This is a genomic window from Enterocloster citroniae (assembly GCF_040545455.1).
Classification (GTDB): Bacteria; Bacillota; Clostridia; order Lachnospirales; family Lachnospiraceae; genus Enterocloster; species Enterocloster citroniae.
In genome coordinates, this window is sequence record NZ_JBEPLZ010000007.1 from 191,506 (window position 1) to 217,683 (window position 26,178).

The window sequence follows — 26,178 nt, forward strand, 5'->3', positions numbered from 1 at the left end:
ATCAGTTTAACTCCAGGACACATGCCCTGGCATTGTAGGTCAGGGGATCCCGGTTCCTGTAATCAAACAGGACCAATGTTTTGTCCCCCATGGCTTCCACATGAGCCATCTTGCTCATCTGCCTGGAATCAAAGCCCTCGTAGCCCGCCAGATACCGGGGGTTCTTTTCCTCAGAGATGAAAAAGTCCCTGATCTTTGATTTATACGGAGCCTGATCCCTGGCAAAGGAAGGACGGCTTTTGACATTTTCCCTCAGATACAGGTCCGCCGTCAAACGGTCCCGGTAAGCTTCCACGGACGGACCGTGCAGATATTCCTCTATCATTGCAAAAAGGATCTCATATCTTGCAATGCGGCTGTGGTTCATACCTGTCAGCCCATGTTTTTGGTAGTATTCCCCCATGGCAAGGAACATTTGGTAAGGGGAGGGGAATTCTTTTTCAAGGGCCTTCAGTGTACATGTAAACTGTCTGCTGTTATAATGGACCTCCACCATGTCTTCCACTGTCTTAAGCTCCAGTATCCGGTCATAGGACAGCCACCTGGTGGAAAGCACCTCATATGGCGGAGTGGATGAATACACCAGGCCGTAGTCCGGCGCTTTCTCCTCCATGTAGGACCCCTTTAACACTTTTAAGAACCCCAGCTGCAGCTGCTCCGGCTCCATGGAATACACGTCATCAAAGGATTTCTGAAAACTCTCCATCCCCTCATAGGGCAGGCCTGCGATCAGGTCCAGGTGCTGGTGTACATTTCTGCCCGCGTTGATTCTGGAAGTGATACGGCGGATCTCATCTATGTCAGTCTTTCGGCGGATGGCCTCAAGGGCCTGCACATTGGTGGTCTGGACGCCAATCTCCAGCTGCACCAGCCCGGGACGCATACCGGCTAACAGTTCCATCTCCTCCTCCCCCAAAAGGTCGGCCGCGATCTCAAAGTGGAAGTTGGTAACCCCGTTGTCATGTTCCTGTATCCACCTCCATATGGCCATGGCGTGGCTTTTTTTACAGTTAAAGGTCCTGTCCACAAATTTCACCTGAGGCACCCCGGCATTCAGGAAAAACAGCAGTTCCTCCTTAACCAGATCCAGGTTCCTGAAACGGATCTGCTTATCTATGGAAGAAAGACAGTAACTGCAGGAAAAGGGGCATCCCCTGCTGCTCTCATAGTAGATGATCCTGTGTTCCAGTTCCTCCAGCTTGATGCAGTCATAGGAAAATGGAATACGGCTGAGATCCATAACAGGGCGAATGCCCGTGTCCGTTATGACGCCGTCCGGGCCTCGGTAGGTAAGCCCCGTAAGCCGGGACAGGCCCTGACCGCGGACTTTTCCACAGTCTGCGGGATCTTCCGTCCCGTTATCCACATAATACCGGACCAGCTGTGCAAACGTCTCCTCCCCTTCCCCCTTCATGACCCCGGTAATAAAGGGCATGTCCTGCAAAACCTTTCTCGCGTCATAGGAGACTTCCGGTCCGCCCAGCCACAGGGGGACATGGGGCAGCAGCTTCCTTATGTCGGCGGCCAGGGACCGGATACTCTCTATGTTCCAGATATAACAGGAAAACCCGATCACATCGGGCTTTCTCCTGTATAGATCCTGCAGACATGCGTCCAGCTGATGGTTGATGGTGTACTCGGCCAGTTCAATGGTGACCGGATCTTGGGTTCGCGGGGGATCGGCCTCCAGCTGCTGCCGGGCATAGGCCTTCAGGCTGTATATGCCCAGATTGGAATGAATATACTTGGCGTTGACAGCCACCAGCAATATCTTCATAGGGCTATACCTCAATCTCGATCTTCCTGCCCGTTGGCTGATACTGGTAATAGCGTACTCCGGCTGCGTTGAGCATCCGCTTGGACGCCCTGACGGCAGGGGTATCGGCATACTTGTCCTCTCTGAACACAATGGTCTTGATTCCGGCCTGGATGATGGCCTTGGCACACTCGTTGCAGGGGAAAAGTGTCACGTACAGCTTGCTTCCCTCCAGGCTTCCCCCTCTGTAATTAAGGATAGCATTTAATTCACTGTGTGTGGAGTAGAAATATTTGGAATTATAGGGATCTTCCTGCTCTGCCTCCTTTCCCCACGGAAACTCATCATCTGAACACCCCTTGGGGAATCCGTTGTAACCCATGGACAGTATCTTATTGTCCTGGCTGACGATGCAGGCTCCCACCTGGGTGCTGGGGTCCTTGGACCGCCTTCCCGACAGCAGGGCGACTCCCATAAAATACTCATCCCATGTTATATAATCTGAACGCTTTCCAGTCATTCCCAATCTCCTCCTTTTATGCGGATTATTGTTTGGAGCGTATTATATCACATATTTTCTTATTTTCCTATGGTTTTTGGACTTTATGTAGGGTGCTGGGTGTTGCCCTGGGTGTTGCCACGAGCCTTTGCCCTCTGCCTGCCCGCCCTCTGCCACCATGGCGGCAGCAAATAAAAACACCCGCCGTATGGAAAATCTGTAAGGCGGGTGTTTTACTCCGGTATCTGCTTTTAATTTGCTGTTGCTCTCCCCTGTCAATCATCATTGCAGTTTCAATACCTGTACTTTTTCAACAAGAACTACGCCGCATCTGCCTGTGGGCCAAAACCGGTGCCACGATCACCCCGGCCGCGATACCGACCGCTGCCTCGGCCGTGTTGGACAGATAGGCATGGCACTGCTGCGTTTCCTTTCACGCGGCATCCCTCATGTCCACAAACAGGTCCAGATAACAACCTGCGTCTTCAGTCAATGGTAACTCCCAGGAATTGGCATAATTCCTGAATGCAGGCATTCTTATCCTCCTGGGTCAGTTCCACTCCGAACATGAACCGGAAAATTACTTCCATCTGCCCGGCCAGCATTTTAAGTCCGGGCACTGTCTTAAGGCCCCTTGCCTTGGCGGCTGAGATCACGGGTGTATCCGCCGGATTGATGATAACGTCAAATACCACACAGTCTTTGGGTAAATGATCTACAAACCCCAGATACTCATGGGTTCTTCCATATCCCGCCATTCCCAGGGGCGTTACCTGCAAAAAGAGCTGGGCCGTGCCCGCCGCCTGATCCAGGTTCTCCGGTGTGGAGGCCAGGGCCTTTGTCTCCATGGATGTATGGGTATTCAGTATGTCTGCAATCTCCTGCGCCTTTTCCACTGTCCTGTTTAAAATCGTAAGCTTCCTGATGCCGTGCTTTGACAGTTCCAGACCGATCACTCCGCTGATACTGCCGCTTCCCAGCATGAGCGCCTCTTTTCCCACCAGCTGAACACCGCTGCTTAAGATTGCGTTCAGGGCGCCTTTGCCGTCCATGCCCACGCCATGGCTGGTGCCGTCCTCATCAATGCGGACCGCGTTGACAGACTGGAAGATCCTGGAACTCTCGTCCACATCATCCAACAGGGGAATGATATCCTTTTTGTGAGGCATGGTGGGGGATATGTAGCGGATATGCAGCATTTTACATGCCTCCATAAATTGGGGCAGTTCTCCTTTTTTTACTTCCACCGGAAGCATGATGGCGTTCATGTCCAGCTCCCCAAACAGTTTGTTGTACGCCCTGGGCGCGTTGGTCTTGCCCATGGGGTCGCCTATGTTTAACACAAGCTTTGTGTCTGTATTGAATTTTACATTTTCCAGATTCATGATACCTGTTTCCCCCTCTATTTCCCGCTCTTGCCCAGATAGACCTCCAGCAGGGCATCCTGGCTGGCTCCATCGGACGCATCCAGTTCCCCGGCGATCTTTCCCGTGTTCAGCATATAGGAGCGGTCGCTGACCTTAATAGCCATCCTGGCGTTCTGTTCCACCAGGAGAATCGTGATTCCTGTCCGCTTCAGTTTTTCTATGATATGAAATACCTGCTCCACCACCAGGGGCGCCAGGCCCATGGACGGCTCATCCAGGAGAAGGAGCTTAGGGTCCGACATCATGGCCCTTCCAATGGCCAGCATCTGCTGTTCGCCTCCGGACAGGGTCCCTCCCATCTGGGTCTTCCTCTCAGCAAGGCGGGGGAAGAATTCAAATACCTGATCCAGGATCCTCTGGTCCAGTGCTTTGTCCGCTGCCCTTGTGTAGGAGCCGATGGCCAGGTTTTCCATCACCGTGGCGTCTGCGAATATTTTGCGTCCCTCAGGTACAATGGAGATCCCCATGGGAATAATCTCATGGGATTTCTTTCCCACAAGCTCCTCCCCCTGATACTTGATGGAACCCCTTTCAATATGTACCATACCGATAACGGATTTTAACAGGGTTGACTTGCCCGCGCCGTTGGCGCCCAGCAGAGAAACCAGCTCACCCTTATCCACGTGGATGTTTATGTCTTTGATCGCCTTGATCATTCCGTAGCCGGAATGCAGGCCGGATATATCTAACACAGTTCCCCTCTGCCCCATTAAGAATCACTCCTTCCCAGGTATGCCTCGATTACTTCCTCGTTGTTCCGGATCTCTTCCGGAACCCCGTGGGCGATCCTTGCTCCGTAGTTCAGCACCGTGATATCGTCTGAAATGTTCATGATCAGATCCATGTCGTGCTCCACGATCAGTACGGACATGCCAAAGTCTTTGCGGATTCCCCGGATCGTGCTTATAAGGTCCTCCTTTTCCTGGGCATTCATGCCTGCCGCCGGTTCATCCAGCAAAAGGATCTTAGGCTGTGTGGCCATGGCCCTGGCAATCTCCAGCAGTCTCTGATGACCGTAGGGAAGGCTGGATGCCGGCTCATCCTTCAGATCAGCGATCTTTAAGTACTCTAAAAGCTCCTCGCTCTTTTTGCGGATCGTCCTGTCCTCCTCCAGCATTTTCCTGCGGTTGTAGACAATATTAAACAGCCCGGCCCGGCTTCTGCAGTGAAAACCAGTCATTACATTTTCCACTGCCGTCATTTTCTTAAACAGGCGGATGTTCTGGTAAGTCCTGGCAATGCCCATTTCCACGATCTTATACGGGGCGCAGCCGCAGATGGACCTGTCCTCAAAAAGGATATCGCCTTTTGTCACCTGGTACACGCCGGTAATGATATTGAACACGGTGGTCTTTCCCGCTCCGTTGGGTCCGATCAGGGAACAGATCTGGTTCTTTTCAATCTTCAGGTCAACTTCAGAAACAGCTGTCAGGCCGCCGAATTGTTTTGTAACTCCCTTTAATTCCAATACTGCCACGATCGTCACCTGTCCTTTCCGTCAAATTTCGCCTGCACATAGCCAATGAGTTTTTTCGCATACGGAGTAATGCCGCCCGGATAGCGGATGATAACCGTCAAAAGGATGACCCCGTACACCACCATGCGCCAGTCCCCCAGGAAGCGCAGGGCCTCGGGAAGAATGTTCATGATAACGGCTCCGATCACCGGTCCGATGGTGGTTCCCATGCCTCCCATGATAGCGGTCCATAAGAACATATTGGAATCATTGCTGGTAAAGCTGTCAGGGCTTACGTAGTGGATCATCATGGCGTACAGCACGCCCGCCACCGCGGAGTAGACTGCTGAAAGCACAAATGCCCTGATCTTAAAGGTGGTGATATTGATCCCTGTGAGCTCTGCAACCTTATCGTCATCGCGGATTGCCATAAACGCCCTTCCTGTCCTGGATTTCATCAGCCATTTCTGGTACATGATCCCAATAAACACAAAAAATGCTATGAGATAATAATACCTAAACAAGGTATCAAATTTGAATCCGAACAGATCCGGAGCCTTGATGCCGACCACCCCGGCCGGGCCGTTGGTCAGGTCGATCCAGTTCACCAGAACCATCCTGACGATCTCGCCAAAACCAATGGTCAGAAGTGCCAGATAACTGCCCCGCACCTTTAGGGCCGGAATGGCAAGCACCACCCCAAACACGGCTGTCACCAGCACGGACACGGGAAGCACCACAAAAAACGGACACCCAAGCTTTGTGTTCAGCAGGGCCGTGGTGTATGCCCCGATCCCATAGAAAGCCGCCTGCCCAAGGGACAGCTGCCCCGTATATCCTGTTAAGATGTTCACCCCTGAACCTACAATGGCATAAATGCCGATCATATTAACGATCTGGATAATATATGCATTGGGAAGCAGGAAGGGCAGAATCAGTATTGCCGCTGTAACCACTGCAATTAAAGTTAATTTCTTTGTTTGCTTCATCACGGTCCCTCCCTACAGCTTCTGCTCTATGCGCTTGCCCAGGATCCCGTTTGGCTTAAAATACAGGAACAGGAACAGCAGCACAAATGAAATGATATCCTTATAAGCAGCAGTGGCGTAAGTGGCTCCCAGGGCTTCCACGATCCCCAGGATGATGCCGCCCAGCATAGCCCCCACAATATTGCCGAACCCGCCCAGTATGGCGGCGGAAAATGCCTTCAGCCCCACCAGTGTGCCCATATCCACGCTTACGTAGAAGATCGGGGAAAGAAGGATCCCGGCAATGGCCGCGAAAGCGGCACTGATGCCGAATGTGACAAGACGGCACTTGTTCACATTGATGCCCATCATGGACGCGCCCTCGGAGTCCGTGGCAGCGGCCCTCATCTGTTTGCCGGTCTTGGTCTTATAAAAAAACAGCTGGAGCACTACCACAAGGCAGGCAGCCACACATATGATCCCGATGTTCTGGGGCAGCAGCAAAAGCTTCCCCAGGTTGATGGGTTCTGTGCTGAACAGGGCCGGAAACACCTGAGGTTCCGCGCCCCATACAACGATCGCCAGGTTCTTCATGATATAGGACACACCCACGGTGGCGATCAGAAGATTGGTAAAGGAACTGAATTCCAGTTTCCTGTAAATAAAACGCTCCAAACAGCAGCCAATGAAGGCTGCGGCAATAATGGTCAGCACAATGGCCAGGGGTATGGGGATCCCAGCCGTGATCAGAGTCAGACAGATAAAAGCAGAAATCATAATCGTATCACCGTGTGCAAAGTTCAGCATACCCAGTGATTTATATATCATGGTTACACCGATAGCCAGCAGGGCATAGATGCTTCCATTGGTAAGGCCGTTTAAAATCTGTTGAAAGACCATAGTTTCCTCCTCTCCCCGCGTTGCCGCTAATCTATTGGCACGATGGTATGCTTTCCGTCCACGATCTGTACAACCATCAGATCCTTGATCATCTCACCGTTGGAAGCAAAGTTATAGGTACCTGCGGCACCCTCAAAATCCTTGGTTGCCAAAAGTGCGTCCCTGATGGCCTGCCCGTCCAGAGAACCTGCCCTCTTAACCGCATCTGCCAGAAGATAAACGGAATCATACGCCTGGGGCGCGTTCTGGTCATAGCTCTGCTGGTAGATCTCCTTATACTTTTTGTCAAAGGCCTGGACCTTCTCATCCTGGTTTGCCTCTGTAAAAGCAGTGGTAAAAATAAGCCCGTTCACAGCGTCACCGCCCAATTCCACCAGCTTGGGAGAGTTGAATCCCGTACCGATAAGAGGCGCCTGGATCCCGTTCTGCTTGGCCTGCTTACAGATCAGCGCCGCCTCGGTATAATATCCCCAAAGTATGATGGCGTCAGGTTCCGCCTGTTTCATCTTGGTCAGGTGTACGGAAAAATCCTTTTCCCCTGAGTTATACATTTCATTGGCCACCACATCGATCCCGTACTCCGGAGCCAGCGCCTGGATGATCCCAAAGGCGCCGGTGCCAAAATCAGAAGATTCGTACAGCACAGCCACTTTTTGTCCATTTAACTTTTCCTTAAAATACTTAAACAATGTCTTTATATGAGTTGTATCCGTAGCCGTTGTACGGAAAATAAACTCATTCCCCTGTTCCACGATACTCTGGGCGCTGGAGCAGGGCGTAATCTGCGGAATCTTAGAGGACGCCGTGATCTCCATATCCGCAATTGTACAGGAACTGTTCAGGGCGCCGATCAGCGCCGTGATCTTATTTTGGTTTACCAGCTTCTGGGTCACCGTAACAGACTTTGCGGGAACGCCTTCATCATCTTCCTTCACAAGTTCGATCATATACCTGCCGTCAATACCGCCCGCCTCATTGATCTCATTCACAGCCATCTCAACCGCATTTGCCTGCACCAGGCCGCTGGCCGCCGCATTCCCCGTAAGAGGGCCCACGCACCCCAGCACAACCGTTTCTTTCCCGTCCTTACTCTTTGTCTCCCCCTGACATCCCGTAATCATTCCCATAACCATGGCTGCCGCCAGAACTGCTGCTATCTTCCGATTTCTTCTCATATAATAAACCCCTTCTCTATCTATGCTCTTAACAGTAGCTTCTCAAAATCTTACAACCCCAGAAAACATCCCCGGCCCATTCCCCACTCAATCCTTTCATTCCCGGCCATCCAATCCCTCAGCCCCGTCCCGGACATCCTTTCTGTGAAGACCATTTTACCCGCCGCCACTTAGACGCGGTCCTTCACGCGTCTTAGTACCGCTGCGCGTAAACCGAGCGGGAGCGTGTCTGAACAGGGAGGATGGCCGGGCCTCTGCGGCCCCTACAATGCCGCGATCTGCGCGGTCGCCTTTAAGAAGGTATCGATATCCTCCACCCCATGGCAGTGAAGCGGTGATACACGTACAATGCCTGCCAGGTCAAAGGGATGCAGGGACCTGACGGAATAATAATTGGAATCGCTTCTGTCATAAACAATGACATCCCTTTTCACATACTCCGTAACCGCATCCGGACAACTGATATTGTCAAAGGTGAGAGGCATGATGAAATCTCTGTTCTCCAGGGACTCCCTGTCAAACTCAACCCGGGCATGAGGGATATGGCGGATGCCCGGAACCTCTTTTGTTCCCTCCAGGGCCCTGTACAGCAGCGCCCTCTCATGCATCTCAATGCGCTCCATACCTTCCACGTACAGTTCCCTTCTGTCCGTGCTGTCAATATAGCGGCTTCCGATCCAGCATACATGGTCCACGATGGCGCTAACGCTTGCGTACATGGCCGGTGCCGGACCTCCGATCTCCCATGGGTCGCCCAGGTTTCCGAAAATTCCCGGATGGTCCAGGGCCGCCAGGCGGTCAGACACATAGCCTGCGCCAAATCCACGGCATCCGAAGATCTTGTACGCCGCAAAGTTGATCCCATCCAGATTAAGGTCCTGCACATCCACCAGTCCGTGGGGCATGTGCTGTACTGCATCGGAAATTATGTAAAGGTCCGGCTTGGCGGCGCGGGCGCGGGCTACGATCTCCTTCATATCCATCACGGCGCCGGTGTGGTTGGACGCATAAATACATACAAGAAGGGCCGTATCCTTATCCACCAGGCGTTCAATCTCTTCCACATCGATTCCGCCCGTAACCTTGTTGGGTTTTGCGATCCGCACTTCCATCCCCGCCTTCCTCCCGTAATACATAACGGAATCATAGGCGGACGGATGGTCCAGGTCTGTCACTACCACATTGGTGCCCCTGACATTCTCAAGAACCGTGCGCACCATCTCAAACATTACTTTGGATGAGGATTTCTCAGCTATGATCTGTCCGTACTTGGGAGCGTTGAACATGATCCTTAAATCCCTGAAACCATTTAAGGTCAGCTGTCTTAATGCCTTTGCCCTTGGATGCTTTCTGGAATCACAGTCCGGAAAGGTGTCTGCTTCCTCATAAGCCCTGTTCACAGCCTTCAGCCTCAGGGATCCTCCTGCATTTTCAAAAAAAAGTCTTTTGCCTGCCTCCGGGTCGGAATCCACGTTCCAAAACCGCTCCTTGATCTCTGCCTGAAGTTTCTCGTCAAATAATAACCCCTGTGGGTAATCCTTTATATTCATCTCTTGCTCCTCCTGGTCTTGAGCCATCTTTTAATCTGATAAATTATCCTCTTGATCAAACCCTTTAATCAAATACCACTTTACCCTCATCAAAGATTACTCTGCCGTCCACTTCAATGGTCGGGTCCTTAAACATCATGTCAATGTGAAGCAGGCAGTCCTGGTTATCCGTCTCATTGTTGCCCAATGCCACATGTACATAACCCATGCATCCCTCATCCTCCAGCATCCTTCCGCAGAGACTGGCATCCGGGTTAAGCCCCACGCCGATCTCACCGATACGGTAGATCCTGGGGTCATAGATCTCCTTAAGGACCTTCTCAAACTTCACGGCTTCCTCCCCGCCCTCGATCTTTGTCACGAAGCTGTTCTCAATATATAAGGTAATGGGTTCCTTCAACAGCCCCATAGCCGGATGGGTAATGCTTCCATCGATCACAACCTTGCCGTGGGCAGTTCCTGGAATGGCTCCGGTAGCGCACTCGATATCAGGCGGTGAACAGGTCTGGCCTTTCTCATGGCTCATCCCGTACTGCGGGAATATCTTGTGGCCTTTGATGCTGCAGTAGTAGTCCGTTCCCAGGGCAGAAGTGATGTGTACCTGGTCTCCTCCTGCAAAACCTTTGGCAATCTGGTCCACGTATTTTTTGTTGGCCTCAAAGTCTGTGTAAAGGCCTCCCTTTTCCAACATTCCGAAGTCATAGTCACAACAGTTCAAATCGCGTGCACCTGCTTCGCACGCCCTCCTTCTTGCATAGCTGTGGGATAAGGAAAATGTGGTTGCGCGAAAGATAACATCGGCTTTCAGCATAGCGGCAGCTACCAGATCCGTTGGCTCCTCTCCATGCATTTTCCTGGGGTTCATCAGCACCAGGGTGCGGTTTGGAAATTTTTCAGCCGCGTCCCAAAGGGCCATTCCAATCTCCATGCTTTCCTCATCCGTGACAATCAGGATATTCTCATCCTCCTTACAATGGGAACACACGGTGAGCAAACGCTGGCATGCTTCATAAATTTTCTTCTCTCTCATTTTTTCTCCCTCTCTTAGAAAAAGTTTTAATTGATCTTATATATTTAATCCTTATCCGGATTAAGTATCTAAATATTTATTCGTATAAATATTAGATAAAATGAAAAGGAATATTTCGTTCCATCGGGCGTATTTACGCCAAACGGCACTAAATTCCTCTGCATTCTAATCTGTCCAGGTGCGATCAGGCGCTCTCCCTTATAATAAGCTTCACGCCTATATATTCGTCCTCCGCCTGCTGCCCCTCTACCAGTGCAAGCATCTTGTCAACGTATGTCTTGGCCAGCTTCTCCTTTGAAACGTCAACCGTGGTCAAGGCCGGTGTTGTAAGGGGTGCGATCTGTGTATTGTCACATCCGATCACGGACAGATCCCCCGGCACGGAAATGTTCAGCTTCTTCAGGTACTGCATGATCTGGGCCGCAAGATAATCGTTCCCAACCACCAGGGCCGTGGGCTTCCCATCCTTCTCAGAGGATACCAGCATGCGGAATACCTCCTCGCATATATCATCCACAGTCTGGGTCCTGGTGCATATAAGCTCCGGCCTTACGGGAATGCTGCTGCGCCTTAGCGCCTCCACATATGCCCTGACACGGAAGTCATCCCCCTCCACGCCCTTTGTCAGGTACTTGACCGGGGGCACCATGCCGATACAGGTGTGACCCTTTAGGATCAGATAATCCACCGACTTTCTCACTGCGTCATAATAATCCGGCACAACGGTGACGATCCTGGGATCCAGCTCCTCATAATGCTTGGTCCTGTAAAGGATGATGGGTATTCCGTTCATGGCAATGGAGTTCAGCTGCTGTGCGTCAAACATATTAGTCGCCATGAAGATCCCTTCCGGCTGTCTGCTGATCAGCATATCCAGGAATTCCTTGGTATTCCTGCTGTAATTCAGGGATATATAATATCCGCGCTCAAAGAGCCTGGTCTCTACCGCCTCAAAAAGTTCCGCCTGAATGTTGTCACACACAAAGATAAACTGGGCGGACCGGCTGGTTCTGAGTCCCCTTGCCAGCTGGTTCGGTATGTAATTCAGCTGCCTCACAGCCTCCAATACCTTCTCCCTCTTCTCCTGGCTGACATAATTGGAATTATTCAGCACATACGATACAATGGTAGGAGAAACATTCGCAAGCTTGGCAACATCTTCGCGGGTAACTGTTTTGCTCATGTTTTCTTCCTTTCTCTCATGATTTATAAATACGTATAAATATCTTATGGTTTATATATATCATCTTTTACCCATGATGTCAATCTATTTTAAATATTTTTTCAACATTATTGATATTTTCTCTTTGTTTTGTTCACATTTATTATGTAAATTATCTATATTTATATATTTATTTATTAAACTTTAAACTTAAATGAGTACCCATGTGCCATTACAAATCATATAATGGCAGACATTAAAATAGCCTGAAACCTTCTGGTCTGGTATAATTAAGTTATAACCGCAGGTTAAACGAAAGGACGGAAAATGCAAATACAGCAGCTGATATATTTTATGAAGATCGCGGACTTGGGAAGCATGAACAAGGCAGCGGAAGCACTACTTATTACACAGCCCAATTTAAGCCGCGCAATTATGAATTTGGAATCGGAACTGAATATTGAAATCTTTAAACGCAACAATAAAGGCGTTATCATGACTGAAGATGGCAAGAAACTTTATCAGTATAGTAAGACCATTCTGAATCAAATGGATCTCATAAAAGGAATGGCATTAAGAGAGGACACCCCCATTCTTTCTATCGCATCCTATCCGCTAATATCCATCTCAAGACTGCTATGTGAGATATATAACAACCACAAAGACAAGGATATAAAAATCCAGCTGTTAGAGCGCAGACTGCGACATGTTATCGAAACTGTGGAAAGCGGTGAGGCTGAACTGGGATTTTTAATGTATAATGATGTTCAAAGTAAGGAAATAAGGTATATGCTCCGCTATAAGCATATTGAGCTTAACTATCTCGGCACAGACACATGGTATGTTAATGTGGGCCCCCACAGCCCGCTGTTTGATAAAGAGGAAGTGGACGCGGCAGAGCTGCTCCGTTATCCCGTAGTCAGAATGCCGGATGATTATTTTTCCAACTTAACCTTTTATCTGTCCATTGGCGGTATCTCATTGACAGAATTCAAAAAAGTTGAGTATATGAGTGATAATGCCGCCATGCTTAACTTACTGAAATATACGGATGTATTCCGGTTTGGCCCCGGAATCAGCAGAGAGGATTTTGCAGTGCACGGAATAAAAACAATACCAATTAAAAATTGCGGGGTTACTATCAGTGTTGCCTGGATTCGCAGGAAAAAAGAAATATTAAGTACCTCTGCCCAGGAGTTTGTGCAGATGTTGGAAAAATGGGTTCCTGAAGCAATTCGTTAGAGTTGTCTTTTAGAACTGTTTTAGAAATATACATGCCGATGTCCGGCTGGATTTAGTCCAGCCGGCATTTTATTTTTATCACAGTACAGACGATTCTATTAATAATTAAAAATGCTATGTTTTTTATTTATAACTAAGAAATAAAAATTTAAGATTAGGCAAAATTGCATTAAAACCTTAGAATATATACATAAAATAAAACAAAATGCACAAAATCAGGAGGATACAAATGCCCGGAATTACTGCGTTAACCATATTGTTAACAATCTATGCGACTGGTGAGATGATTGCAAAAAAGACAAAAGCAGTCTTTTCAACCGTTCTTGGAATTGCAATGCTGCTGTTGGCCGGATTTTGGACCGGTATCCTGCCGGAAACGATTTTTTCAGACTGTGGTGCAGATAAGTTCGGCAATGTAATTGCAGGAATATTGATCACATCCCTGGGTACTACCATTGATTTTGAGGAATTGAAACGTCAGTGGAAAGTTGTTCTGGTATCCCTTATGGGAGTATTGGGTGCAGTTGCCGGATTTATTGCAGCGGGCTGTCTATTTGGAATGAGGGAAATGGCAATTGCGGGAGCACCTGTTTTCGCAGGAGGAAGCGCAGCTACCCTGATCATGACAACAGCCTTGAAAGACCGTTCTATGGAACTGGCCAGCACGTTTTGTATTGTACTGTATGTGATGCAGAAATTTATCGGTGTTCCGGTAGCTTCTCATTTCCTGAGAATAGAGGCCCGAAACTTTAGAAAAATCACGGAAAACATCCAGCTTTACAGGAATAAAACAAAAGAAGAGGAAAAGGTATTGGAATTGCAAAGCGGCAAAAAGCTTCTAAACCTCCCCCGATCATTTACAAGACCCTCGGTATTTTTGGCAAAGCTGGCAGCCTCCGCCATGATCTCCTACTATCTTGCGGAAATGACTGGCGGCGCAGTCCATTATTTTGTAATGTGTCTTATGATAGGGATCCTTTTGTTTTCTTTGGGATTTTTGGACAAATTTATACTTCAAAAGACACAGGCAAATGGAGTGATTACCTTTCTTGTCACTATTATTATTTTTTCTAACCTGGCATCTACAACTCCGGCACAGATGTTGGAAGTGCTTGAACCCTTAGTTATTTTATCTTTGAGTGGAGTATCGGGAGTGGCCGCGGCGGGTATGGCCGGGGCAAGGATTTTCCGCATGGGTACGGGGTTGGCTATTTCACTGGGAATCAGCTGCACATTTGGTTTTCCCACCACCATGCTGATGCCTCAGGAGGTTGCGCAGGCGATTGGTGAAACAGAGGAGGAGAAAGCGGCAATTGAAAATTATCTGCTCCCTAAAATGTTAACTGCAGGACTTGTGACCGTTACCATTGTATCGGTTTTAATTGCAGGAGTTGCAGTCAATTCCCTGTAAACCGAATACTGAAAAATAAAAAATAAAGAAGATATGCGGGAGGAAAAAGGTATGCAGCAGATATATGAAGCAGTTAGAAAGAGCGTATATGAGAGCCGTGAGAATATGCAGGCGCTGTTGGAGCGCATTGTAAATATTGACAGCGGTTCCAGAAATATCCGGGGTGTTGAAGAAGTATGCGGGGTGTTGAAGCAGGAGATGGAGGATATTGGTATGACTGTCAGGGTAATTCCATCCGGCGGAGCCGGTCCTGTCCTGGTTGGCGAGTGGTGCATGGATGCCTCTAAAAAACCGCTTCTGTTTATCGGACATATGGACACGGTATTTAAGGACGGAACAGCTGAGATAAATCCGTTTAAAATCGATAAAAAGGGACTGGCTCATGGTCCTGGTGTTCTGGATATGAAGGCAGGGCTTGTCATTGCGCTTTACGCAGTCAGGGCATTAAGGGATGCAGGATATAGGGAGCGCCCTATTAAGTGCATCTTTATGGGGGACGAGGAAAATCTGCATATGTTTTCCAATGCAAAAAATATTATGCTATCAGAACTGGGAGAAGCAGAAGCTGCATTTAATTTTGAGACTGGCTATGTGGATGACGGCCTGGTTGTGGGCAGAAACGGCGGCGGGATTATTGATATCGTAATAAAAGGTGTGCCGGTACATTCCGGGATCTCGCCGGAAAAAGGAAGAAGCGCGGTGGCAGAAATGGCTTATAAAATTATTGAAATTGAGTCCAAGAGAGACCTTGAGCGTGGTAAGCTGATCAACTGTGGTATGGTTAGCGGCGGTATAGGGGAGAACACGGTTCCGGGAGAGGCAAAAATAAGCATTGGCATTCGTTTCCCGACCACCGCAATCCGGGATGAAATACTGGAGGATATCAAATCAGCTGCCGCGCATGTACATATTGCAGATACCACTGCAAAAATGCAGGTACGGATGTTAATGGAATGTATGGAGACCACGGATGGTGTGAGGAAACTGTTTGAACATGTAAATAATACCGCGGCAGAATGTGGATACGGAGACCTCCATGCCTTTTCTGTGGGAGGCGTATCGGATTCCGGCATCTGTGTCTCCAATGGAGTGCCAACTGTTTGTGCAATGGGAGTAAAGGGAGAAGGGAATCATACAATGGATGAGTATGCAGTAGTGGACAGTTTGTTTGAAAGAACCGTTTTGGCCGGCTGCGCTGCATATACATTATAAAAGCAGGAGGAAGAAAGAATGGGAGATGTAAAAAAGGAGCTGGAACAGGCAGCCACAAAACCGAAGGTTGGAATCGGGGCATGGATTTCTCTGGTTATCCTGATCATAATTTTGTCAGGTGCATTCAGAACCAGTGAATCCGCATTAAAAGTTATGGACTTTACAAACCTGTGCGGAAGCTTTGGTCAAATTGGTGATACAGGGGCCAACTTTATCGGAAAAGGCGGAATGGGTGCAAAGGACGGATTTATGGCCGGTTTAAACCTGATTCCGGCGGTTATGTTCTTCTGCGGGATTATGGGAGTGTTTGAGCAGTTGGGAGCATTTAAGGCATCAGATATTCTGTTCAGGCCCATACTAAAGCCGATGTTGAATATTCCGGGCAAATGCGGCGTTGCTTTTATCAGCAGCTTTACGGGATCGGATGTAGCTGCGGTTATGACCAAAGAGCTTGCGGACAGCGGTGATTTGACAGATAATGAAAGAACTGTATTTGTGGCTTACCAATATGCCGGTTCTGCCTGCATTAATAATACCATTACCGGAGGAGCGCCTTTGATCGCCATTTGCCCAGTGGCGCTGGGACCGGTTATTGTGATTGAGTTTGTATGCAAGCTCATTGGAGCCAATTTAGTTCGTCTGATTCTTAAGGTTTCGCAGAAAAAGGGGGCGTAAAAATGGAAAAAGCGATAGAAAAAACAGTAAAGCCTTCGATTGTGGATACATTTTTAAAAGGCTGTGGAAAAGGATTTAAAGTTGGGATTGAAAACATTACTCCAGCGATGATCCTTGGCTATACATTAGTTTATATTCTTCAGGTAACAGGGCTGATGACATTTCTCGGTCGTATATTTGCACCGGTCATGGGGGTGTTCGGGCTTCCGGGGGAGGCATTTGCAGTATTGATATCAGCATTTTTTGCTAAGGCATCCGGATGTGCAACCGCAGCAACTATGTATGCGGATGGCGTACTGACTCTGGGACAGGCTTCTATGCTGCTGCCTGCCTGTATCCTCATGGGAACGCTCATTGGGCACTACGCAAGAATCGTTCTGGTGGCGGGAACAAACAAAAAATGGCATACACTGCTATTGATCATTCCTTTATTTGACGCAGCCCTGTCATTGATCATTATGCGTGTAATCCTGACGGTAATGGGGATCACATAAGGAGGTAGATATGAACAGGGAGACAGCGCTTGTACTGCAGAATACAGGAATGCTATTAATTATTGTCGTAATGCTGACAGATTCATTTTTATATGCACTCACTAGTGAATTTATTATTGTCTGTGCATTGATATCTGCAGTCCTTATGATAATTGGCATAAGTATACTGAAAAAAGAACCTAGATGTTAAGGCGCCAACGCCTTATTCTTAACTAATGTCATGTTATTTATTGAAAGTCACTATGAAGACCCGGATGCCCTGGAAGAGGACGTGGATGTGATCAAACTCATTTGTGAGGCTGCGAAAGAATGCGGGCCGGAATACGACTATGGAAAGATCCATGAAAGACTGTCAGAACGCACATAAGATCTAACGCCTATAACATTTTAATCACACTTAAATCCATAGGAAACAGCGGATACAGATCATATAAACATAATCTGCATCCGCTGATTTTTGTTCTTCATGCGCATGAAAGCCGATCATATAAGGGATACGCAGCTTTATGCAGGCAGAAGGAGGGGCCGGGGTATTCTGCATTCAAAAGGAGCATCAATCCAGCACTACATTCACTTTCATATAATTGCCGGGATTCTTCTCAATGTCAATGATCGTCTCCGGCGTCTCATCCATGGTCACGACCTTGGTAAGGATCTTTCTCACATCCACCTTGCCGGTATAGATCAGGTCGATCGCCTCCTCGAACTCGCCTGCGCTGGTGCGGGCGCCGCGGATGTCCACCTCCTTGCGGGTGATGGCATCGGTTGGCAGAGGAGTTTCCTTCTTGGGCCATCCGGTGAGGGTGATGCGGCCTGCGTTGGCAACAATGTCCAGGGTGGAGCGGACAGCGGCATTGGCGCCGGAGCACTCCATCACCAGCTCAGCCATACGGCCATCGGTGTATTCAGACACCTTTCCGGCCATATCCTCCCTGGCGGAGTTGATGGTATATTTAACGCCCAGCTCCCTTGCAAACTCCAGACGCTCATCCACCACATCGATCACAATGGGCTCTGCGCCGTAAGCAATGGCTGACATGGCTGCCAGCAGTCCGATGGGACCTGCGCCAATGATGGCCACGTGCTCTCCTGCGGCCAGATTTCCTCTGTGGATACCATGAAGGGCAATGGTCAAAGGCTCAGCCATGGGCGCGATATCCCAGGGCATATCCTCCGGCAGCTTCCACAGCATATCAGCCGGATGGGTCATATATTCCGCCATTCCGCCTTCCACATGCACGCCCAGCACTTTAAGGTCCGTGCAGCAGTTGGTGCGTCCGATGGAACAGGGATAGCATTTGCCGCAGTAAAGATACGGGTCCACAATCACATGGTCGCCAATCTTAATGCCGCGTCCGTTATCTTTTGGTATGGACAGCACTTCACCCACGATCTCATGACCGATGATTCTTGGAAATGACACAAGGGGATTGGTGCCTCTGAATGCCCCGATATCGCTTCCGCAAATGCCTGCCGCTCTTACCCGAACCAGCGCCCGGCCTTCTTTTGGCTCCGGCTTCTCAATATCAATACACTGAACCTTCCATGGTTCCTCAAATTTAATAGCCTTCACGGTTTATTTCCTCCTGTTTTTACACAACGTGATATCATACCGGCATCATCAGCCGCCCAGATATGCCTTCTTAATATCATCTGAATCCATCAGCACCTTGCTGTCTCCGCTGGCAACCAGGTTCCCCACCTCCAGGACATAGGTCCTGTTGGAAATGGACATGGCCATAAACGCATTCTGTTCCACAATTGCAATGGGTATATTCCTTACTTTATTAACGCGCACGATCACGTCAAACATATCGTCCACAATCACAGGCGCCAGTCCCAGGCTGGGTTCGTCCAACATCAGAAGCTCCGGGTCCGACATCAGTCCCCTGGCAATGGCCAGCATCTGCTGCTCGCCGCCTGACATGGAACCGGCCTTCTGCTTTGCACGCTCCTTAAGCCTTGGGAAAATATCATACTGTTCTTCCAGATGGCGGTCCATGTCCGGCTTGGACATTTTAACGGAATAAGCCCCCATTTCCAGGTTCTCCTGCACGGTCATGTTGGGAAATATTTCACGCCCCTCCGGCACATACACGATCTTATGGCCCACCACCTTGTGGGAAGGCAGGCCGCTGATAACCTGTCCGTTGTACTCAATGGTCCCCTTCTTCGGCTTGTTGATGCCCATGATGGATTTCATTAGGGTTGTCTTGCCTGCCCCGTTGGCTCCGATGATGGAGACGATCTCATTGTCGCCCACCTCAATGGATACGTCAAACAGAGCCTGGACCTTGCCATAATATACATCAATTCCATTTACCTTAAGCATGTGCAGCCCCCCTTGCCATGTTCTGCTTATACCGGTCGCCCAGGTAAGCCTTGATAACCACCGGATCCTGCTGGATCTCCTCCGGCGTGCCCTCGGCGATCTTTGCGCCGAAGTTGATAACCGTAATATAATTGCTGATGTTCATAATAACATCCATGTTATGCTCGATCAGGAAAATGTCGATGCCGGAATCAAATACCTTCAGCATGATATTCACAAATTCCACGCGCTCGGACGGATTCAGACCGGCTGCCGGCTCATCTAAAAACAACAGCTTGGGGTCTGACATCAGAGAGCGAGCCAGCTCGGTGAGTTTCTGCTTTCCATAAGGCATGTTGGCCGGAAATTCATTGGCCAGATCCTTAAGCCCGATAAACTCCAGGATGGAGTCAGCCTTTTCACTCACCAGCTTCTCCTCCTTTGCCGCTGCCCCGAAGTTGAACATGAACGGGAAGAAGCCCTGCTTCATATCCATCATGCTGCCCATCATCAGGTTCTCCTTTACGGTCATGGAACGGTACAGCTTCAGGTTCTGGAAGGTACGGCTGCAGCGTGTCTGGGCGATCTGGTGCGCGCTCATACCGCTGATCTTGGTGCCCTCATGATAGATCTCACCTTCGGTCAGGGGCAGAAGTCCGGTTATCATATTGATGGCCGTGGATTTGCCCGCGCCGTTTGGTCCGATCAGGGCGTGGATGGTGCGCTCTTTCATATCAAGGGACAGGTCATTGACCGCAACCAGTCCAGAGAAACGTTTTGTAACATTTTTTAAGGTTAAAACAGATTTTCCTTCCCTGTTATCAGACATTTGCCTGCCCTCCTTTCGCCGCTTTCTCCGCTGACCGCTTGATCCTGAACAGGGATACGATCCCGTTTGGCAGGAAGATAACGAACAGCAGGGTGATAATGGAAAATACAAGCCAGTAATAGTTCTCCATGAACCGCAGGAACTCAGGTACCAGGGTGACCAGGATCGCCCCAAGTACATTGCCGGGCACGGAACCAATACCGCCGATCACCAGCATAACTACATAGTTAATTGAAAATTCCAGGTTGTAGGCGCTAGGGTTGATAAAGCCCACATAGTGTGCATACAGGCTGCCTGCAATGGTGGCGTAGATGGCCGCCAGTGTAAAGGCCATGATCTTGATGTTGGCAATGTTGACGCCCCCTGCCTCAACCGCGTCCGGGTTGTCCTTAACAGCCAGGAAGGAACGCCCCCACTTGGAGTTAACGATCCGGTACGCATTGAATATAAGCAGCACCGCGATCACCAGGTACAGGTAATAGATCTCCTTGTTACTCTGGAACTTGAAGCCGAAGATGGAGAAGGCGGGGATGCCTGTGACGCCCAGGGCGCCTCCTGTCAGTCCTGTCAGGTTGGTCATCAGGATCCTGACAATTTCCGAAAACCCAATGGTGGTCAGGGCCAGGTATACGCCTGACACACGCAGGGACGGATATCCAAGCCCCATGCCGATCAGACATCCCATGCCAACGGCTGCAACCAGGCAGATCCAAGGATTGATCCCCAGCTTGGTGGCCAGCAGTGAGGAGGTGTAGGCGCCCATGGAAAAGATGCCTGCGGTTCCAAGGTTCATCTGACCTGTAAGACCTGTTATAAAGTTAAGTCCCACTACAATGATGATATTGATGAGTACCTGTATCATCAGATTTAAGTGGTAGTTATTGGTTATGAACATAGGGAGAATCGCTGCCAGAGCAATCGCTGCCAATGCAATGATCATTGCTGATTTATTCTTTTTCATAGCTCTCCTCCTTATCTCCTGTTTCCTAAGATTCCTGAAGGCTTAATCAACAGGAAGATGATCAGCAGCACAAAGGACAGGCAGTCCTTATAAACAGACGGGATGATCATGCTTCCAAAGATTTCCACAACCCCCAGGAGGATGCCGCCTACAATGGCGCCCGGAAGGTATCCAAACCCGCCGATCACGCCTGATGCAAAGCCCTTCAGGCCTATCATGGATGACATCTGCAGCTCTACGTTAAAAATCGGTATAACCAGAACGCCGATAGTGGCGCAGATCAGGGCTGACAGGCCAACTGTAAATGCAATGTTCATGGGAACATTGATGCCCATAAGGGACGCGGCTGTCTTGTTCTCAGACACGCAGCGCATAGCCTTTCCCATTTTGGTGGTCTTAAAGAAGATCTGAAGGCCTGCCGTGATGATGGAACACACAACAATGATCACAATGTGTGCCTTGGACACTACGATGGGGCCCAGGTGAAAAGAGCCCCTAAGGAAGTTGTCCAGGGTAAACGGCAGCGGTCCCCAGATCAGTCGTACACATTCCGTGATGATCCTGCCAAGTATAACGGTTCCAATTACAGCAAATAAATTCGTTGATAATCTGCTCAGGGGGTTAAAGATCGCAAATGCGCTTACCATACCAAGCAGGAACATGGTAAGGACCGTGCACAGGATTGCCAGTACCGGCGGGAGCCCTAAGCTCAATACATAGGAGCCTGCAAACATATAGGCGCCAAAGAGAATGAATTTATCATGGCTGAAATTAAGGAGCCCGGTTGAATTCCATATAAGCGTGTACTCAATACCTACCAGGGCATAGATGAAGCCCATGGCAACACCGGTAATAAGCAGCTGTACAAATACCTGCATATGTAAACCTCCTTGTTATAAGCACGTAGCGGCTGTTTTTTAGCCGCTTACGTGCGATACATGTCACCGGCACTTAGCGGGGTATCCCACAAGCTTAGTGCAGCGGCCCGTTATCCCCCATTAATCAAGGGATATCTGCTGTGTTACGTTCATATTCTTCTCGCCGTCAAATTCCAGGATGTACAGGTTGGTGTTCATCTCGCCCTGGGCACTGCAGTTCAGCTTGCCGAATACGGCGTCAAAGTCCTTTGTCTCGGACAGCGCTTTCCTGATATCCTCCGGTTTGTCGGATCCGGCCCTGTCAATGGCATCTGCTGCAAGATATGCTGCCGTGTAGTACATTGCCGCGTATCTCTCCACATCCTCACCCCAGCGAGCATGGAAATCATCCAGGAATTTTTTCATAGCTTCATTGGACTCATCTGCGTAGAAGTCAGTGGATGCATAGGTGCCTTCCAGCTGCTTTGCATCACACAGGTCATAGGTCTGGGACTGTGCAAGTGCGTTTGGTCCAACGTGTGGGATATCGCCCATACCCAGCTCGTCCAGCTGACGTACGATCAGGGCCGCCTCAGCGTCATGGGAAAAATCAAACACAACATCCGGTCCCCATCCCTTGATCTTGGAAAGCTGGGAGGTCAGGTCCTTGTCGCCTGAGGTAAATCCTTCGGAATAATACTCAATGCCGTTGTCCGCACAGTACTGCTTGGTCGCTCCGTCAGCAGCCACGCCATAGTCGTCTGTATCATACAGGGCGCCGATCTTCTTTGCTCCAAACTTGTCCTTTGCAAACTCTACCATAGCTGGTCCCACTGCTCCGTCAGATACGGAAATCCGGAAAAAATATGGATTCTCAGCTTCCAGAAGCTTTGGTGATGTAGCTGCTGAGATAAAGGGAACGCCTGCTTTTCTGTAAAGTTCCTGTGTTGCAGATGCCATTGGGGAGGTGTGGGGTCCGATGGAGACAGATACGTTCTCACCCAAAATCTTGTTAACCGCGTTAACAGCTCCGGTTGGTGTCCCCGTATCATCTACCAGCACCATCTCAAGGGGTCTTCCGCCCAGCACGCCGCCGTTTGCATTGATCTCTTCAAATGCCATTGTAATGGCCTGTTTCATACGGATGCCGCCGGCTGCCATGGGTCCTGTCACCATGTTGGAAACACCTACCTTAATGGGGTCTCCGGTTGCTGTGGACTGGGCTGCCGATCCCCCTGCCGCCGACTCTCCTCCGGCCGGTGCCGCCGCCTGCTTGCCCGGTGAATTGCTGCATCCTGCCAGTGATGATACCGCCATACATGCTGCCAGTGTTACGCCTAAGATTTTTTTCATGTTTTTCTTCATGTTTGAATCCTCCTCTTCTTATCTCCCTGTCTTCTTAATACTATTATTAAGAATCTTAACGATATATTAACGTATATGTAATATATCTTTGTGCCGATAATATACTATTTTTCAGTTACAAATGCAATATTAAATATTTTTTTAACGATACTTTTGTTACATTTCACGTTTATTTGAATTTATATTTGTGTATTTTGACCGTTAAGGTTTGTTAACATTCTATTGACATACTGTATTATTATATATTATAGGCCGTTGTCTCACTTGACAGATTAACAAATACAGCGATATACTATTGGAAAGCAAAACTTAACGATTATATAACTTAATATATTACTCAAATTGTGGTATTAATATATGTATACTGCCAAAGGAGACTTGAATATGGACTATTTCACTCAAAGGCCGGGGGAAACTGCCCGTGAATACGCGCAGAGGTATCTTCTATACCAGATTATCAACCTTAATTTTGAACCGGGACAGAAGATATCAGATATGGAGATATCAAAAGAACTGAACATAAGCAGGACACCGGTGCGGGAAGCTATCCTTTCCCTTACCAATGGACAGCTGATCGAAAGCTATCCCCAGCGCGGGATTTTTGTGTCCCTGATCAATTCGGAGATCGTTGAACAGGTGTGCACCATGCGCAGGATGATCGAGGGGCCTTTGGCCGAGATGAGCTGCGGCCTTATCTCCCAAAGCAACCTGGACAATCTCTATGACACCATCACACTCCAGAAAGATTATGCTTCCGGAGGCCCCAGGGAAAATTTTGAGAAGTTCCTGTCCCTGGACATCGCCTTTCACAAGGAATTTTACGATATATGCAGCATGTCCTTTATCTATGATACCATGCAGAATGTAATGCCCCACTTTGACCGCCAGCGAAAACTAAGCTACCATATCGCAATCTCCGACCGTGTTATCAGTGAACACCTGGCTATCTGCAAAGCCCTGGAAAACCGGGATGCCAAGGAGGCAGGAAAGGCAATGGTGGAACACATATCCACAGCCCTTGTTGACCAGAACATATTAAAGAAAAAATTCCCGGACTATTTCCTGTAGGAGACAAACACATATCAATGCAGGGACCAAGACCAAGATTGCGGTCAACATAATGACCCCTATGCAAAAAGCTTCCCAGCGTATATGCCGGTACGGCATCTATGCTTTGGGAAGCTTTTGATTTCTAATATATTTAATTCGAGTAACAGTTCGATATAATATATTACTTTTCCGCAGATACAGGTATCTCCTTGGTCACGATCACGTCCGTATCATATCCCAGAAGAGTATGGATGACCACGGTTCCTGCTTCCACAGGAGCAGTGAGGGTACATTTTCTGATTTCAGCCATGGCATCAAATATACGGCATTTGGGAATAGGGGATGTCAGCCGCACGCTTGCAAGGGGCAGGATCCCTCCCTTTACAAGGACAGACGTGGCAATATTGCGCTGGGGATCCTTTAATTCCTGTTCCACATATGCGCTGCCCTTTTTACAGGCAGCCCCTTCAATGGAGAGGATCTCCACAGCCCCATTCTCTTTTTCCCCTATTTCAGCCCTGATCTCACACCCGTTAGGGCAGATGATACATGTAAATTCTCTCAGCATTCCACACACACCTCCAGATCTCCGGCCGCTGTAAGTTTATCCGGGTCAATGGTCATCTGGATCATCTCTGCCGGTATGGCCTTTTTCATTTTCTTTGCAGCAATCTCCACACCATCCTGGCGCACAACGATCCGGCATTCCTTTATGGGGCGGTTAACACGCATGGACAGCTTAAATCCGCGGGTTCCGCTGACGCGCTGGGGAACGGTATGGTTTATATTCCTGTCCGTCCTTATTTCAACCGGGCAGTCGGGAAGCGTTCCCTCCCTGATATATTCCGCTGCAGAGTCAGCCAGAGCCTCAGCCTCCATGGACACAAAATCCACCAGGTCATGGACATGGAGAACATTGCCCGCGGCAAAGATACCTTCCACATTGGTCTGGAAATATTCATCCACCAGCGCTCCCTTGGTCCTGCCATCCAGGGTTACACCTGCATCCAATGACAATTCATTTTCAGGGATCAGGCCCACTGAGAGGATCAGCGTGTCACAGCTGTATTCCTTTTCCGTGCCCGGAATGGGTTTAAAATGTTCATCCACCCGGGAGATGGTCACACCCGTAAGACGCTTATTTCCATGGATCGCAGTAACCGTATGGCTCAGGTACAGCGGAATGTTATAGTCATTCAGGCACTGTTCAATGTTGCGGGGAAGGCCGCTGGGGTATGGCTGGATCTCAAACACAGCCTGGACATGGGCTCCCTCAAGGGTCAGACGTCTGGCCATGATCATGCCGATATCACCGGAGCCTAGTATCACCACTTCCCTGGCAGGCATAATGTTATAAAGGTTGATATAGGCCTGGGCAACACCTGCGGTGAACACGCCGGTGGGGCGTTCTCCCGGGATTCCCAGCGCTCCCCTTGTCCTCTCCCTGCAGCCCATGGTGAGAATGACTGCTCCGGCCTTCCACTGTCTTAAGCCGTCACGGGTGGCCGCTGTCACCAGCTTTGTGTCCGTCACTTCCAGTACGGCGGCATCCGTAATATAGGGGATCTGAAGCTCATTTACCTCATCAATAAAACGCTTTGCGTACTCAGGTCCGCTGAGTGTTGTTTTAAACCGGGTAAGGCCAAAGCCATCATGAATGCACTGGCGCAGGATCCCGCCCAGCTGCTTTTCCCTTTCCACGATCAGGATACTGCGGATTCCCCTGTGATACAGCTGGACCGCGGCAGCCAGACCCGCGGGGCCGCCTCCCACAATAAGGACGTCCACCGACTCGGTTCTGATTTGGTTTGTGGGGGTATCTGTGTTTTTATTCATCAGCTCATCCAT

Annotated in this window: 26 protein-coding genes; 7 read left to right on the forward strand and 19 right to left on the reverse strand. The window is 49.2% G+C overall.

Annotated elements, in window-relative coordinates; genetic code table 11:
- Nucleotide 1 precedes the first annotated feature (1 nt).
- From ABID13_RS11915 to ABID13_RS11965, 11 genes are all read right to left on the reverse strand, one after another.
- Complete coding sequence (locus tag ABID13_RS11915) at nt 2–1,777, reverse strand: B12-binding domain-containing radical SAM protein (protein ID WP_045092938.1); 1,776 nt, start codon at nt 1,775–1,777, stop codon at nt 2–4.
- A 4-nt stretch (nt 1,778–1,781) separates the two neighbouring features.
- Nucleotides 1,782–2,276, reverse strand: coding sequence for a deoxycytidylate deaminase (locus ABID13_RS11920; RefSeq protein ID WP_048929010.1), 495 nt, complete (start codon nt 2,274–2,276; stop codon nt 1,782–1,784).
- A gap of 464 nt (nt 2,277–2,740) precedes the next feature.
- Nucleotides 2,741–3,640 (reverse strand): shikimate dehydrogenase family protein, encoded by a 900-nt coding sequence (locus ABID13_RS11925; RefSeq protein WP_007869658.1) that lies wholly within the window; start codon nt 3,638–3,640, stop codon nt 2,741–2,743.
- A gap of 17 nt (nt 3,641–3,657) precedes the next feature.
- Nucleotides 3,658–4,392 carry an ABC transporter ATP-binding protein gene (locus tag ABID13_RS11930; protein WP_048929011.1) on the reverse strand — a complete coding sequence of 245 codons (735 nt, stop codon included), beginning with the start codon at nt 4,390–4,392 and terminating at the stop codon, nt 3,658–3,660.
- Nucleotides 4,392–5,159 carry an ABC transporter ATP-binding protein gene (locus ABID13_RS11935; protein WP_048929012.1) on the reverse strand — a complete coding sequence of 256 codons (768 nt, stop codon included), beginning with the start codon at nt 5,157–5,159 and terminating at the stop codon, nt 4,392–4,394. The genes ABID13_RS11930 and ABID13_RS11935 overlap by 1 nt, the downstream gene beginning before the upstream one ends.
- 5 nt (nt 5,160–5,164) lie before the next feature.
- On the reverse strand, nt 5,165–6,127 hold the full coding sequence (locus tag ABID13_RS11940) for a branched-chain amino acid ABC transporter permease (RefSeq protein WP_007869667.1): 963 nt from the start codon (nt 6,125–6,127) through the stop codon (nt 5,165–5,167).
- 12 nt (nt 6,128–6,139) lie between these two features.
- Nucleotides 6,140–7,006, reverse strand: a complete 867-nt coding sequence (locus tag ABID13_RS11945) for a branched-chain amino acid ABC transporter permease (RefSeq protein WP_007869670.1) — start codon at nt 7,004–7,006, stop codon at nt 6,140–6,142.
- 26 nt (nt 7,007–7,032) lie between these two features.
- The gene (locus ABID13_RS11950) at nt 7,033–8,181 is read right to left on the reverse strand and encodes an ABC transporter substrate-binding protein (RefSeq protein WP_048929013.1); all 1,149 of its coding nucleotides are present in this window, start codon (nt 8,179–8,181) and stop codon (nt 7,033–7,035) included.
- 263 nt (nt 8,182–8,444) lie between these two features.
- A complete protein-coding gene (locus ABID13_RS11955; protein WP_007869674.1) occupies nt 8,445–9,731 on the reverse strand; it encodes an aminotransferase class V-fold PLP-dependent enzyme in 1,287 nt (428 codons plus the stop codon).
- Nucleotides 9,732–9,795: 64 nt separating this feature from the next.
- Nucleotides 9,796–10,761, reverse strand: a complete 966-nt coding sequence (locus tag ABID13_RS11960) for an aminopeptidase (RefSeq protein WP_048929014.1) — start codon at nt 10,759–10,761, stop codon at nt 9,796–9,798.
- A gap of 184 nt (nt 10,762–10,945) precedes the next feature.
- The gene (locus ABID13_RS11965; RefSeq protein ID WP_007869679.1) at nt 10,946–11,944 is read right to left on the reverse strand and encodes a LacI family DNA-binding transcriptional regulator; all 999 of its coding nucleotides are present in this window, start codon (nt 11,942–11,944) and stop codon (nt 10,946–10,948) included.
- Nucleotides 11,945–12,250: 306 nt separating this feature from the next.
- Between ABID13_RS11965 and ABID13_RS11970 the strand changes: the two genes are divergently transcribed.
- The 6 genes from ABID13_RS11970 (at nt 12,251) to ABID13_RS11995 (ending at nt 17,147) form a co-directional block, all read left to right on the forward strand.
- On the forward strand, nt 12,251–13,165 hold the full coding sequence (locus ABID13_RS11970) for a LysR family transcriptional regulator (protein WP_007869682.1): 915 nt from the start codon (nt 12,251–12,253) through the stop codon (nt 13,163–13,165).
- A 229-nt stretch (nt 13,166–13,394) separates the two neighbouring features.
- The gene (locus tag ABID13_RS11975; protein ID WP_007869684.1) at nt 13,395–14,576 is read left to right on the forward strand and encodes a hypothetical protein; all 1,182 of its coding nucleotides are present in this window, start codon (nt 13,395–13,397) and stop codon (nt 14,574–14,576) included.
- 51 nt (nt 14,577–14,627) lie between these two features.
- On the forward strand, nt 14,628–15,788 hold the full coding sequence (locus ABID13_RS11980) for a M20/M25/M40 family metallo-hydrolase (protein ID WP_048929015.1): 1,161 nt from the start codon (nt 14,628–14,630) through the stop codon (nt 15,786–15,788).
- Between the two features lie 18 nt (nt 15,789–15,806).
- Complete coding sequence (locus ABID13_RS11985) at nt 15,807–16,463, forward strand: nucleoside recognition domain-containing protein (RefSeq protein ID WP_007869704.1); 657 nt, start codon at nt 15,807–15,809, stop codon at nt 16,461–16,463.
- Between the two features lie 2 nt (nt 16,464–16,465).
- Nucleotides 16,466–16,957 carry a nucleoside recognition domain-containing protein gene (locus ABID13_RS11990; protein ID WP_048929016.1) on the forward strand — a complete coding sequence of 164 codons (492 nt, stop codon included), beginning with the start codon at nt 16,466–16,468 and terminating at the stop codon, nt 16,955–16,957.
- A 10-nt stretch (nt 16,958–16,967) separates the two neighbouring features.
- Nucleotides 16,968–17,147, forward strand: a complete 180-nt coding sequence (locus ABID13_RS11995) for a hypothetical protein (protein WP_048929017.1) — start codon at nt 16,968–16,970, stop codon at nt 17,145–17,147.
- A 363-nt stretch (nt 17,148–17,510) separates the two neighbouring features.
- Here the strand turns inward: ABID13_RS11995 and ABID13_RS12000 are convergent, their stop codons facing one another.
- From ABID13_RS12000 to ABID13_RS12025, 6 genes are all read right to left on the reverse strand, one after another.
- Complete coding sequence (locus ABID13_RS12000) at nt 17,511–18,530, reverse strand: zinc-binding alcohol dehydrogenase family protein (RefSeq protein WP_007869742.1); 1,020 nt, start codon at nt 18,528–18,530, stop codon at nt 17,511–17,513.
- 48 nt (nt 18,531–18,578) lie between these two features.
- Entirely contained in the window at nt 18,579–19,289 is a 711-nt protein-coding gene (locus ABID13_RS12005) for an ABC transporter ATP-binding protein (RefSeq protein WP_007869744.1), read from the reverse strand.
- On the reverse strand, nt 19,282–20,097 hold the full coding sequence (locus tag ABID13_RS12010; RefSeq protein WP_048929018.1) for an ABC transporter ATP-binding protein: 816 nt from the start codon (nt 20,095–20,097) through the stop codon (nt 19,282–19,284). The genes ABID13_RS12005 and ABID13_RS12010 overlap by 8 nt, the downstream gene beginning before the upstream one ends.
- Complete coding sequence (locus ABID13_RS12015) at nt 20,090–21,058, reverse strand: branched-chain amino acid ABC transporter permease (RefSeq protein WP_045092941.1); 969 nt, start codon at nt 21,056–21,058, stop codon at nt 20,090–20,092. The genes ABID13_RS12010 and ABID13_RS12015 overlap by 8 nt, the downstream gene beginning before the upstream one ends.
- A gap of 11 nt (nt 21,059–21,069) precedes the next feature.
- The gene (locus ABID13_RS12020) at nt 21,070–21,936 is read right to left on the reverse strand and encodes a branched-chain amino acid ABC transporter permease (RefSeq protein ID WP_007869751.1); all 867 of its coding nucleotides are present in this window, start codon (nt 21,934–21,936) and stop codon (nt 21,070–21,072) included.
- Between the two features lie 120 nt (nt 21,937–22,056).
- Nucleotides 22,057–23,280, reverse strand: coding sequence for an ABC transporter substrate-binding protein (locus ABID13_RS12025; protein WP_045092942.1), 1,224 nt, complete (start codon nt 23,278–23,280; stop codon nt 22,057–22,059).
- Between the two features lie 384 nt (nt 23,281–23,664).
- Between ABID13_RS12025 and ABID13_RS12030 the strand changes: the two genes are divergently transcribed.
- Nucleotides 23,665–24,348: a GntR family transcriptional regulator gene (locus ABID13_RS12030; protein WP_007869756.1), complete on the forward strand. Its 684-nt coding sequence runs from the start codon at nt 23,665–23,667 to the stop codon at nt 24,346–24,348.
- A 163-nt stretch (nt 24,349–24,511) separates the two neighbouring features.
- Here the strand turns inward: ABID13_RS12030 and ABID13_RS12035 are convergent, their stop codons facing one another.
- Complete coding sequence (locus tag ABID13_RS12035; protein ID WP_045092943.1) at nt 24,512–24,898, reverse strand: DUF1667 domain-containing protein; 387 nt, start codon at nt 24,896–24,898, stop codon at nt 24,512–24,514.
- Nucleotides 24,892–26,178, reverse strand: coding sequence for an NAD(P)/FAD-dependent oxidoreductase (locus ABID13_RS12040; RefSeq protein WP_330376564.1), 1,287 nt, complete (start codon nt 26,176–26,178; stop codon nt 24,892–24,894). The genes ABID13_RS12035 and ABID13_RS12040 overlap by 7 nt, the downstream gene beginning before the upstream one ends.